Consider the following 10,393-nt stretch of genomic DNA (forward strand, 5'->3'; position numbering starts at 1 on the left):
GGTCAGCGATCAATATTGGATGGTGAGTGATGAGTTTGTATGAACGTGCGGTCGAAGCCGCGGAGTTTTTGAAGTCGAAGACGGCGGTGCGACCGCGTGTGGGCATCATCCTTGGGTCGGGGCTGGGGGAGTTTGCGGAGCAGGTGACGGACGTGGTTGCCATTCCGTATGCGGAGATCCCGAACTTTCCGCAGTCAACCGTGCAGGGGCATAGCGGGCGGATGGTGATTGGTTCGCTATGCGGTGTCGACGTGGCCGTGATGCAGGGGCGCGTGCATGCGTATGAGGGTTATCGCATGGAGGAGGTCACATTTCCTACGCGCGTGCTGAAGCTATTCGGTGTGGAGCAGCTGGTGGTGACGAACGCCGCGGGCGGCATCGACCCTCGCTACGGGCAGGGCACGATTGTGGGGATCTGCGACCACATTAATCTGACCGGCACGAATGCCTGCGTGGGACCGAATGAAGCCCGCTTTGGGCCGCGGTTCCATGACATGAGCGAGGCCTACTCTGAGCGGTTGCTGGAGATCGCGCAGGAGGAAGCGCAGAAGCAGGCATGGATGTTGAAGACGGGCGTGTATCTGGCTGTGCTGGGGCCGAGTTATGAGACGCCTGCGGAGATACGTGCCTTTCGTACGCTGGGCGCGGACCTTGTGGGTATGTCCACGGTGCACGAGGTGATCGTGGCGCGGCACATGGGCATGGAAGTGCTGGGGCTGTCGCTGGTGACGAACATGGCGGCGGGCGTGCTGGATCAGGTGATCGATCACGAAGAGGTAATGGAGATAGGACGCAAGGTGGCGGCCCAGTTCTCCTCTCTGCTGAGCGTAGTGGTGCCGCGCATGGCGGCGCTTGAGGCTGCGAAGTAATGGAGCAGTTGACGCTGGGTGGAATCGTTCGGCCGGTCATTGTGGGGATCGCGGGGTGTTCGGGTTCGGGAAAGACGACGCTGGCGCGTGAGCTTGCGCTGGAGCTTGAGGCGACGCTGTTTCCCTTCGATTACTACTATCGCGACCTTGCGCATCTTCCCTTGGAAGAGAGGGCGCACAGCAATTTCGACCATCCGGATTCTCTAGAGAGCGAGTTGTTGCTGGAGCATCTGGAGATGCTGGCGATGTCCAAGCCCATTTCGCGACCGATCTATGACTTTGCCACGCATACGCGGGTGCCTGGCAAGACGGAGAGGGTGGAGCCTGCTCAGGTGATCCTGGTGGAGGGGATCCTGGCGCTGCATTATGTGGAGCTGCGCGGGCTCTTTGATTTTTCTATTTATGTGGACGCGCCGCACGAGGTCTGCCTGATGCGGCGCATCCATCGCGATGTACGAGAGCGCGGACGGACAGAGGCTTCCGTGAAGGAGCAGTTCGAGGCGACGGCGCTTCCGATGGCGGAGAGGTACGTTTTACCGTCGCGCGAGTTCGCTACGCTGACGGTACAAGGAACCGATTCGCTGGACTGGTCCGTGGAGCAGGTGCTGAGCCGTCTGCATGCACGCGGCCTGCGCTAGGCTTTTCTTCGCTCGGCCTTTCCTTGTACGTTTGACGATACGCGTCGCGGTGCATGGCTTCGACGATCTCGTGGCAGCGGTGGGCTGCGACCTTGCGGTCGTGCGCGAGGACAGGCTGCTGGCTGTAGCGCAGGGTGCAGGAGACGTCGCGAAGCTGCAGCATGCCCATCAGGTGCGGGACGATATTCATGTCGCCCCAATAGCAGATTTTATTCTGGACTATCCAGTTGCTTCCTGGAGACGACGGCAGGCCGTAGGAGAGATGGGCTGGCCAGATGGGAACCGCGGCTTGGATGAGCGGTTGAAAGAGGGGCGAGCGGAAGGGCAGAACTTCTCTGCTGTCGCCGCTTGTGCCTTCGGGGAAGAAGAGAAGAAAGACCCCGGAGCGGACGGCTTCCGCCATCTGTTCGGCGGCGATGGCGGTAGAGGTTGAGCGCTCTCGTTCGACGTAGATGGTGCCGGCCCCGGCGGTGATCGTGCCGATGAGGGGCCAGCGACGGACCTCCGACTTCGCGACCATGACCGTGGGGCGCTGTGCGCCGAGGACGAGGATGTCCAGGTAGCTGAGGTGGTTGCAGACCATCGCTCCGCTCGCGGGCGCGGGGTGAGGGACGTCGACCTTCACCCCGACGTAACGCAGGAAGCGGATGCTCCACTTCTGCATCCAGGCCGCGCGCTGGGCGATCGAACGCGGCCTGCGGATCAGAAGATCGAAAATGACTACGCACAGGAAGAGCACAAAGCCGATGGTGCGGAAGAAACCTCGCATGACGCCCTAGAGAAAGCGACGCGCAATGCGCGGGTTGAGTGTTTCGAGATCGATCATGGTGAGCAGGTCGATGGTGCCGAAGGCCCGATCGATGGCCGGTGCGCCGCAGATCTTCGCGCCGATGGCAAGATAGGCGCGAAGAAGTTTTGGCGGAGGGACGGCGACGGCCTCACCCTCCGGGGCGGGCAGGGCATAAGCGGGCGTTGGTGAGGTGATGAGGCTGTCTTCGACCATGTAGTTCCGCAGGCCGAGGAAGACGCCAGCGCCTTCGTTGGCGTCCTGCGTGGTGACGGAGCAGCAGCCGACGAGGTAACGTCCGCCGCGTGCGAGGGCGTAGCGCATGATGCCGCGCCAGAGCAGGTTAAGTACTTCTGCCGAGCGATGCTCTTTAAGGATGCAAGCGCGTCCGAGTTCGATCACGGAGTCGCGAAGGTGTTCGTACGGCGCGAAGCAGAACTCTTGCTCGGAGTAGTAGCCGAGGTGGCGGGCGGCGTTCGGGCCGGTTTGCAGGCGATAGGTGCCTACGACGATCCCTGTGGCCTTTTCTTCTACGATGAGCTGGTCGCAGACCGGATCGTACGCGTCGGTATCGAGGCCAGTAGTAAACGCTGACTCCAAACCTTCGTGCATCTCCAGATTAAAAACGAGGAAGCGAAGCCTGTAAGCAGCCAGACGATCTTCCTCCGACTGAGCCAGGCGAGCCTGGTAAGGGCCGAATTCAGCCAGAATCTTCTGCGGCTCTGGGTAGAATTGAGGGTTTTCCCCGGTGGAGGGGGGGAAATAAAGCGGCAGAGCGACGGTGGAGCGTGGTTCCGTCAGCAGAGAAGCCATGTGCCTCCAGGTAGTGAGAAAAGAGCTACCTTGCCGCAAATATAACAAGGAAATTTAATTTGTAAAGTAATAACGTTAAATAGTTATGAATGTGAATTTCTTTTCACAATTGACCGTTTCGGAACCAGATCGTGACCAGCTTCTGACGTAGCCTTCTGGGATTTCGCGTAAGGTAGACGACGATGCAAGTGAAGCTGGAGCAGGACAGATCGTGGGTCTGGCGGAAGATTTTTCTTCCCGTACTGGGACTTCTGCGGATGGGCGTAACCCCGGAGCGGCTGGCGTGGAGTATTTCGCTGGGGATCGCGATCGGCATCAATCCGCTGATTGGAAGTACTACGGTGCTTTCCCTGCTGATGGCCTTCGTCTTGCGGCTTAGCGTTCCGGCATCGCAAGTGGGGACGCACTCGGCCTATCCGGTGCAGTTACTGCTGTTTCTGCCCCTCGTCCATGTTGGGGCGGTGCTGTTTGGGACAAAGCCCATCCCGCTCTCGCGTGCGGAGATTGTGCCGCTAGCGCGGCATCCATGGGAACTGACGAAGATGCTCTGGATGTGGGAGTGGCATGCCCTGGTGGTCTGGGCCGTGGTGGCTGTGATCTTTACACCAGCGTTGGCGCTTCTGCTGGGGCGCGTCCTGCGTCAGGCGATGCCCGCGGCGCACCCCAGCGAGGCTTAGTTTTTAGTCGCCCTTGTAAGGCGGCTCCGGCGTTGCGCTCTGCTCCCAGGCAAAGACGATGAGGTCGCGGAGTTCGGTGGCCCCGGCGGCGACACGCTCCACGGCGAAGGCCTTGCCTGAGGGAGTGCCTGCGCCGTCGAAGGCGTGTTCTTTATCGAGCTGATAGACCTTCTCAACAAACGTGTGCGTGTAGGTGATGTACGCCTCAAAGTCGGCGAAGATCTCCTTTTGCGGTGTGGGAGTTGCAGGAACGAGCGCGGCGACTTCTTTCTCTGTGATGTTGTGCGCGACGAACTCGCCTTCGAACTTGGCGTGGATCTTGTGGTCGTTGGAGTAGCCGTTGGGGTTGTCGCCCTCCCAGCCGTTGTAGCGGTAGGTGGTGTGCAGAGGTTGCGAACCGTCGGCGACGTAGTGCCCGAGCCAGCCGGCGTAGAAGATCACGAGGGCTTCGGCGGCGCGTGTGTTCTTGTGGTCCTTTTGGAGGGCGCGATAGTTGCGCATGGATGCCTTCAGACGCTGCCAGATCTCGGTGGTCGCGTAGGGAAGCAGACCGATGCCTTCGGCGCGGATCTTCGGGTTCTTCTGGATAACGGACTGTGCATCGACCTGACGCAGGAAGTCATAGCGCTGACGGATGAGCGGTTTGCCGTAGAGCCAGGCGTATTCGAGATCAATGAAGTGTTCGGGCGACTGTGCGACGACGAGTTCCGGTTCGCCCTTGAAGTATCTCCAGCGATCGGGCTCGGGGCCCATGTACTGGATCTGCTCGATAGCCTGTTTGGTGTGGAGGAATTTGGGCATGTCGGCGGGAAGTTTTTCCGCGGCGATTTTGTTGATCATCTCGTGGCCGGTGTGTCCCCAGGCGAACGCAGTGAGAGGTGTGAGGAGGAGAGCGGCGGCGAGGAGTTTGCGCATGGGGCAAGTATAAGGGGTGATGGTTACGGTCATGTCACACATGAGTTTCGTGAAAGCCGATACTCTGGGTGCCCTGTACATCGCGTTTTTGCGCTGTGCGGGTGGGATGTTTGTGTGGCTTTACGTCGTCGCGCGAACACCCACACATGAACGATAAAGCTGTTCATGTATGGGGCACCCATTCTGGGCTTCCTGACGAATCCGGTTTGTGCGCTCTGCGCGACCCCACCCTTTCGCAAGAAGCCGCGAAAGAATGGGGCACGGAGTTGTGATTAGACGAGGACGGGGATGTTGGCTACGCCGGCGATGCCGAAGACTTTGCGGTAGTGGGCGATGAGGGGCTTCGGGCCGGAGGCTTTCAGGTAGTTGTCCGAGAGTTTGACGGCGGGGTGGCCTTCGGCGCTCGTGAGTTTGCAGACGAGCGAGATGGGTTCGAGGCCGTCTTCGTTGCGCGGGTGGCAGTCGCGGAAGTCGTTTGTAAGCAGTGTCCCCCAGCCAGCGGAGAAGCGGATGCGGCGTTCCGGACGCCACTTGCGTTCGTCGGTGAAGTCAGCGGCGTTGCGGAAGTCGCGAGCGGAGATGCCGGGGAGGATATGTCCGCTGAAGTAGGCGTGGAGCGAAAGGATCTCCTGCACGTCGAGACCGTCGGAGGCGATGAGGAGTTTGCTCTTCGGATCTCTGCCGCGCGACTCCAGCCACAGGATGTATTCGTCCCCGGCGAGGAAGGGATCTTTGGAGTCCACGCGCTGGCCGGTCCAGTCGGCGACCCAGGCTGGTGCGCCTTGCAGGAACTGCGTGGTGCCGTAGGTGTCTGGCAGCATGACCTGCAGAGCGCCGCCGTAGGTCTGCGCCCAGAGGTCGAGCATCTTGTACTGCGAGGCCTTGAGCTCTTCGTCGGAGTTCGACATCGCCGCCATGGCCATGGGGATCTCGTGCGCGTTGGTGCCGATGGCTTCGAGATCGTGTTTGTAGGCGAGGAAGGTGTTCGAGGTGCCGGAGAAGTTTTTGCCCAGCTCGGCGTGCATGGCTTCGACGGCAAACTCCTGCCAGAGGAAGCTGTGACGGCGGCGCGTGCCGAAGTCGGCGACGGCGAGCGAAGGGACGTCGCGCAGCTTTTCGATCTTGCCCCAGAGCCGCGTCTTCGCGTGCGCGTAGAGGATGTCGAGTTCGAACTCGTCCATCGTCTTGAGCGCGGCGCGGGTCTTGAGTTCGTTGAGGATGGAGAGCGCGTAGATCTCCCACATGGTGACGGCTACCCAGGGACCTTCGAAGCTGAGGCGGAACTGGCCGTCCTCTTCGGAGAGCTGGTACTCGGAGAGGGCGAAGTCGTTTTCGAGCCACTCAAGAAAAGCGGATTCGAAGATGCCACGTGTGCCATAGAAGGTATTACCTGCGAGCCAGATGAGTTCGGATTTGCGGAACTTCAGTTTGCGCACGTGCTCGAACTGGGCGATGACCTCTTCGCGGTGGACCATCTCGCAGAGGCGGAACTTCAGGTTGCGATTGTGCAGGCCGAAGGAGACGCGCGTGGTGCGGAAGTGCTTCCAGATGAACTGCAGCATGAGGAGCTTGTAGAAGTCGGTGTCCAGGAGCGAGCGCACGATGGGATCGAGCTCCCAGTTGTGGTTGTGTGCGCGGTCTGCGAAGTTGACGATCATAGGAAGTTCAAGGGTAGCGAAGGTGGAGAGATGCTCCAAATGCTGCCTAAATCTTTTTGACAAGAAAGCTTGACATGACAAGTTTCCTTGTCGTAAGGTTTCCTTGTCACTGAGGTGCGAGGAGGAGAGAATATGGAACTCTGCATACAGAAGAGCCAGGCCGAGAAGCAGTATCTGAAGGACACGGTCATCGTGATGATCAGCTACCTGCTGGTCGTCTTTGGTACGACGCACTACGCACGGGCTTATCGTCCGCAGGGGTTACGACTGTATCTGTTGGCCTGCCTACCCATGTTTCCGGTGCTTGCGCTGCTGGCGACGCTGGCGCGTTATCTTCGGAATGAAAAGGACGAGTTCGAGCGCAATCTTAGAGTGCGCGCGATGCTCTGGGGAATGGCCGCGACGCTGGCTGTTTCGAGCTTTGAGAGTTTTCTGCGGAGCTTCGGATGGGGGCGTACGCTGCCTCCGTTTACGGAGTTCATCGTGTTTTTTCTCACGATGGGGTTCGCGAAGATGCTCTATGGCGTTGCGAACCGGGTTGTTGACCATGACTAACCGTATGCGCGAGTTGCGAGCGGAGCTAGGCTGGTCGCAGGCGGTTCTTGCGGAGCGCCTGGAGGTCTCGCGCCAGAGTGTGAATGCGATTGAGACAGGGAAGTACGATCCTTCGCTGCCGCTGGCCTTTCGGATCGCGAAGATCTTCGGAAAGAGGATCGAGGAGATCTTTTCGGAGTGATTGAGGCCCGGTCTGGAAATAGGTCTCGATGAACACTGGATGAATTTTGATGCAGTGCGAAAGAGCTCCGAAAGTAGACGACTGATTCTAAAAGGCCGCGGGGAATCGAGAACCGGCGGTGGATTTCTTCCTTGAGAAAGGCGAAGAAACCCGCGTCCTTACAGGCGAGAACGTTATAAACTAGCGGACGACATGCCTACGAAAAATGAACTTCTCAAAGACCCTATCCAGCACATCGACATCAAGCAGCACAACGTTGTCGCGCTGGTCGATGCCATGCAGCACATGGCCTACTCTTCGCGCGATCTAGCACGCGCGGCCACGATCTACGACATGATGCTGCGCGACACGGAGTGCGGCGTGATTCTGTGCCTGGCGGGATCGCTGATCTCTGCAGGTCTGCAGAAGGTCATCGTTGACCTCGTTCGGAACAACATGGTGGATGCCATTGTTTCGACCGGCGCGAACATCGTCGATCAGGATTTCTTCGAAGCGCTCGGCTTCAAGCACTACATCGCGGGTGACGAGTACAAGTACGGCGGCGGCGATGCCGACCTTCGCGAGTTGATGATCGATCGTATCTACGACACGTTCATCGATGAGGAAGAGCTTCGTATCTGCGACGAGACTACGGAGAAGATCACGAACTCGCTCGAGACTCGTCCTTACTCTTCGCGTGAGTTCATCCTGGAGATGGGACGTTACCTCTCGGAGAACGGCCGCACACCGAAGGATGGACAGGCTGACTCGATCGTGCTCGCCTGCTATGAGAAGAACGTGCCGATCTTCTGCCCGGCGTTCTCGGACTGCTCGGCTGGCTTTGGCCTGGTGGCGCATCAGCATGCGCGCCGCGGCAAGGCTGTGGTTTCGATCGACTCTGCGAAGGACTTCTATGAATTGACGCAGTTGAAGATTGCGAATCCGACGACGGGTCTTTTGATGATCGGCGGTGGCGTACCCAAGAACTTCGCGCAGGACATCGTGGTGGCTGCGGACATTCTTGGCGTCGAGGCTTCGATGCACAAGTATGCGATCCAGATCACGGTGGCTGATGCGCGCGACGGTGCTCTTTCTGGATCGACACTGAAGGAAGCTTCGAGCTGGGGCAAGGTCGATCTGACGTATGAGCAGATGGTCTTCGCTGAGGCGACGATTGCATTCCCGCTGATCGCGGGCTATGCATATCACAAGGATGCTTACAAGGAGCGCACGGGTAAGCAGTTTGCCCAGGTGCTGGAGCAGCCGGTTACTGTTTAGGTTTTGGACGTTGGTTTGGAAGAGGCCGCCTGCGATTGCAGGCGGCCTCTTTATTGAAGTAAGGCACTATCGTTTTGTCATCCCGTAGCGTAGCGCAGGATCGCTCTTCGAGCGAAAGATGCGCTTTGCGCATAACCCATGTCCCAAAAGCGGGACATGGGGCACCCGGTTTTGGTTTTCCTGAGGAATCTGGTTTGTGCGCTCTGCGCGACCCCATTCTTTGCGCAACAGAGCTGCGCAAAGAATGGGGCACGAGAGCGTTAGAGGGATTGTTTCGTGAAGATTTTTCGGATGAGGGGTTGGAGTGTTGGTTTCTCCGAAGAGATTTTCATGGTGTTGTGCAACATCGATTCGGCCGTGGCGAGTTGTTCTTCGCTGTCGCCGAAGAGGGTGACGAGTGGATCGCCTGTTTCGAGCGAGTCGCCCAGCTTGGCGTGCATCTCAATGCCTGCGTGGGCAGAGACTGGGTCATCAGGGACTTCGCGGCCTGCGCCGAGTCGTTGAATGGCCCAGCCGACTTCGGTGCAGTCCATGCTGCTGAGATAGCCGGATCGTGATGCTGTGAGAGTGAGTGTCACTGCGGGTTGGTGAAAGGCCGCGGGGTCTGCGAAGGGAGTAGCGTCTCCGCCTTGCAGCTTCACCATCTCCAGCCATTTCTTATAGACGCTGCCGTCGTGCAGGAGTTCGAGCGCGCGCTCGCGGCCTGCTTCGGGCGTGGGTGTGATACCGCCGAGTTGAAGCATCCAACCGGCGAGCGTGACGGAGAGTTCGATGACATCGGTATAGAGCGGGTGTGCGATGCAGCGCATGATCTCCACGCACTCCCAGACCTCGACCCAGTTGCCGGAGAAGCGGCCGAGGGGCTGGTCCATCGTCGTGAGGAGAGCGACGGTACGCGTGCCTGCACGCTCGCCTGTACCAACGAGGAGGCCAGCGAGGTGTTCGGACTCTTCGAAGGATTTGAGGAAGGCGCCAGAGCCGGTTTTGACGTCCAGCACAAGACCCTGCAGGCCGGAGGCGAGCTTCTTGCTCATGATGGAAGCCGTGATGAGATTGGGCGATTCGACGGTGCCGGTGTGGTCGCGGAGGGCGTAGAGTATGCGGTCTGCGGGGACGAGGTTCTCAGTCTGCCCGATCATGGAGAAGCCGCACTGCGCGGTGACTTCGCCAAACTCCTGCATGGAGAGCTGTGTGCGAAAGCCGGGGATGGTTTCAAGCTTGTCGAGTGTGCCGCCGGTGTGGCCGAGAGAGCGGCCGCTGATCATGGGATCGGCGAGGCCTGCTGCGGCGACGATAGGGGCGATCAGAAGAGAGGTCTTGTCGCCGACGCCGCCGGTGGAGTGCTTGTCGACGGTGAACTTGTTGAGGAAGGTGGAGTCGAAGGTCTCTCCGCTGTAGCGCATGGCCTGTGTCAGCGTTGCAAGCTCATGCGCGGTGAGACCGCGGAGGAAGATGGCCATGAGCAGCGCGGCGATGCGCGCGTCGGTGACCTCCCCTGCTACGACCTGCTGAATGAAGGTCTGGATCTCGGTGTCGGAGAGTTCATGACCGTCACGTTTACGGAGGATGATGTCGAGTGCGTGCATGTTTATTTTTTGAAGTGGAACGATGCAGGGAGTAGTTGGTCTAGCGTGGCATTGGTGGCCACGCCGTTCTCGCCAGGGTAGAAGATCTGGCATGTTTCCGCAGCGAACTCCAGAATGGTCTGGCGACAGGCTCCACAGGGCATGCACGCCACGGTGGGATCGGTGTTGGCGATGGCGACCGCTGCAATCTTGATCTGCGGACCGAGTTGCGCGACGGCGTGTACGATGGCGGTCTGTTCGGCGCAGGTCGTCAGACGATACGAGGCGTTTTCCACGTTGCAGCCGGTGACGGTTTCGCCCGTAGTGAGCAGGATGGCCGCGCCTACGTGGAAGTTAGAGTAGGGTGCGTAGGCGTAGTCTGCGGCGGCCTTTGCGGCGGCGAGCAGGGCTGCGGTCTGGTCTGGAGACAAAGCACTCATGAATAGGTGAGGTTAGTCGTGTTCCGGCGCGGATGCAA

Annotated in this window: 12 protein-coding genes; 6 read left to right on the forward strand and 6 right to left on the reverse strand. The window is 59.4% G+C overall.

All coding sequences use genetic code 11. The features are described from left to right. The first annotated feature begins 29 nt into the window (after nucleotides 1-29). Both ACIPR4_RS03225 and udk read left to right on the forward strand, forming a co-directional pair. Complete coding sequence (locus ACIPR4_RS03225; protein WP_013567215.1) at nucleotides 30-869, forward strand: purine-nucleoside phosphorylase; 840 nt, start codon at nucleotides 30-32, stop codon at nucleotides 867-869. Then, nucleotides 869-1,507: a uridine kinase gene (gene udk / locus ACIPR4_RS03230; protein WP_013567216.1), complete on the forward strand. Its 639-nt coding sequence runs from the start codon at nucleotides 869-871 to the stop codon at nucleotides 1,505-1,507. Before ACIPR4_RS03225 ends, udk begins: the two co-directional genes overlap by 1 nt. Here udk and ACIPR4_RS21395 read toward each other — a convergent pair. Together ACIPR4_RS21395 and ACIPR4_RS03240 are read right to left on the reverse strand one after the other, a co-directional pair. Further along, on the reverse strand, nucleotides 1,422-2,276 hold the full coding sequence (locus tag ACIPR4_RS21395; protein WP_013567217.1) for a lysophospholipid acyltransferase family protein: 855 nt from the start codon (nucleotides 2,274-2,276) through the stop codon (nucleotides 1,422-1,424). The two genes, udk and ACIPR4_RS21395, sit on opposite strands and share 86 nt — an antisense overlap. A gap of 6 nt (nucleotides 2,277-2,282) precedes the next feature. Further along, on the reverse strand, nucleotides 2,283-3,107 hold the full coding sequence (locus ACIPR4_RS03240) for a GNAT family N-acetyltransferase (protein WP_013567218.1): 825 nt from the start codon (nucleotides 3,105-3,107) through the stop codon (nucleotides 2,283-2,285). A gap of 182 nt (nucleotides 3,108-3,289) precedes the next feature. Between ACIPR4_RS03240 and ACIPR4_RS03245 the strand changes: the two genes are divergently transcribed. Further along, nucleotides 3,290-3,784: a DUF2062 domain-containing protein gene (locus tag ACIPR4_RS03245; RefSeq protein ID WP_013567219.1), complete on the forward strand. Its 495-nt coding sequence runs from the start codon at nucleotides 3,290-3,292 to the stop codon at nucleotides 3,782-3,784. 3 nt (nucleotides 3,785-3,787) lie between these two features. Here ACIPR4_RS03245 and ACIPR4_RS03250 read toward each other — a convergent pair whose 3' ends face one another. Both ACIPR4_RS03250 and ACIPR4_RS03255 read right to left on the reverse strand, forming a co-directional pair. Continuing rightward, nucleotides 3,788-4,741, reverse strand: a complete 954-nt coding sequence (locus ACIPR4_RS03250; protein WP_013567220.1) for a S1/P1 nuclease — start codon at nucleotides 4,739-4,741, stop codon at nucleotides 3,788-3,790. 230 nt (nucleotides 4,742-4,971) lie between these two features. Beyond that, nucleotides 4,972-6,357: a nicotinate phosphoribosyltransferase gene (locus tag ACIPR4_RS03255; RefSeq protein WP_041585899.1), complete on the reverse strand. Its 1,386-nt coding sequence runs from the start codon at nucleotides 6,355-6,357 to the stop codon at nucleotides 4,972-4,974. A 132-nt stretch (nucleotides 6,358-6,489) separates the two neighbouring features. On the opposite strand from ACIPR4_RS03255, the gene ACIPR4_RS03260 reads away from it, so the two are divergent. The 3 genes from ACIPR4_RS03260 (at nucleotide 6,490) to ACIPR4_RS03270 (ending at nucleotide 8,350) form a co-directional block, all read left to right on the forward strand. After that, the gene (locus ACIPR4_RS03260) at nucleotides 6,490-6,912 is read left to right on the forward strand and encodes a hypothetical protein (protein ID WP_013567222.1); all 423 of its coding nucleotides are present in this window, start codon (nucleotides 6,490-6,492) and stop codon (nucleotides 6,910-6,912) included. Further along, nucleotides 6,905-7,093, forward strand: a complete 189-nt coding sequence (locus ACIPR4_RS03265; RefSeq protein WP_013567223.1) for a helix-turn-helix transcriptional regulator — start codon at nucleotides 6,905-6,907, stop codon at nucleotides 7,091-7,093. The genes ACIPR4_RS03260 and ACIPR4_RS03265 overlap by 8 nt, the downstream gene beginning before the upstream one ends. A gap of 192 nt (nucleotides 7,094-7,285) precedes the next feature. Beyond that, entirely contained in the window at nucleotides 7,286-8,350 is a 1,065-nt protein-coding gene (locus tag ACIPR4_RS03270; RefSeq protein WP_013567224.1) for a 1,9-bis(guanidino)-5-aza-nonane synthase, read from the forward strand. A gap of 260 nt (nucleotides 8,351-8,610) precedes the next feature. Here ACIPR4_RS03270 and ACIPR4_RS03275 read toward each other — a convergent pair whose 3' ends face one another. Both ACIPR4_RS03275 and cdd read right to left on the reverse strand, forming a co-directional pair. Then, a complete protein-coding gene (locus ACIPR4_RS03275) occupies nucleotides 8,611-9,936 on the reverse strand; it encodes a thymidine phosphorylase (RefSeq protein ID WP_013567225.1) in 1,326 nt (441 codons plus the stop codon). A gap of 2 nt (nucleotides 9,937-9,938) precedes the next feature. Next, nucleotides 9,939-10,355, reverse strand: a complete 417-nt coding sequence (gene cdd, locus ACIPR4_RS03280; RefSeq protein WP_013567226.1) for a cytidine deaminase — start codon at nucleotides 10,353-10,355, stop codon at nucleotides 9,939-9,941. Nucleotides 10,356-10,393: the final 38 nt, after the last annotated feature.

The sequence above is a fragment of the Terriglobus saanensis SP1PR4 genome (assembly GCF_000179915.2).
Lineage (GTDB): Bacteria > Acidobacteriota > Terriglobia > Terriglobales > Acidobacteriaceae > Terriglobus > Terriglobus saanensis.

Bases quoted from the DNA above. Each gene is read 5' to 3' on its own strand.
- ACIPR4_RS03225 (WP_013567215.1), top strand. From the start codon at position 30: ATGAGTTTGTATGAACGTGCGGTCGAAGCCGCGGAGTTTTTGAAGTCG.
- udk (WP_013567216.1), top strand. From the start codon at position 869: ATGGAGCAGTTGACGCTGGGTGGAATCGTTCGGCCGGTCATTGTGGGG.
- ACIPR4_RS21395 (WP_013567217.1), bottom strand. From the start codon at position 2,276: ATGCGAGGTTTCTTCCGCACCATCGGCTTTGTGCTCTTCCTGTGCGTA.
- ACIPR4_RS03240 (WP_013567218.1), bottom strand. From the start codon at position 3,107: ATGGCTTCTCTGCTGACGGAACCACGCTCCACCGTCGCTCTGCCGCTT.
- ACIPR4_RS03245 (WP_013567219.1), top strand. From the start codon at position 3,290: ATGCAAGTGAAGCTGGAGCAGGACAGATCGTGGGTCTGGCGGAAGATT.
- ACIPR4_RS03250 (WP_013567220.1), bottom strand. From the start codon at position 4,741: ATGTGTGACATGACCGTAACCATCACCCCTTATACTTGCCCCATGCGC.
- ACIPR4_RS03255 (WP_041585899.1), bottom strand. From the start codon at position 6,357: ATGATCGTCAACTTCGCAGACCGCGCACACAACCACAACTGGGAGCTC.
- ACIPR4_RS03260 (WP_013567222.1), top strand. From the start codon at position 6,490: ATGGAACTCTGCATACAGAAGAGCCAGGCCGAGAAGCAGTATCTGAAG.
- ACIPR4_RS03265 (WP_013567223.1), top strand. From the start codon at position 6,905: ATGACTAACCGTATGCGCGAGTTGCGAGCGGAGCTAGGCTGGTCGCAG.
- ACIPR4_RS03270 (WP_013567224.1), top strand. From the start codon at position 7,286: ATGCCTACGAAAAATGAACTTCTCAAAGACCCTATCCAGCACATCGAC.
- ACIPR4_RS03275 (WP_013567225.1), bottom strand. From the start codon at position 9,936: ATGCACGCACTCGACATCATCCTCCGTAAACGTGACGGTCATGAACTC.
- cdd (WP_013567226.1), bottom strand. From the start codon at position 10,355: ATGAGTGCTTTGTCTCCAGACCAGACCGCAGCCCTGCTCGCCGCCGCA.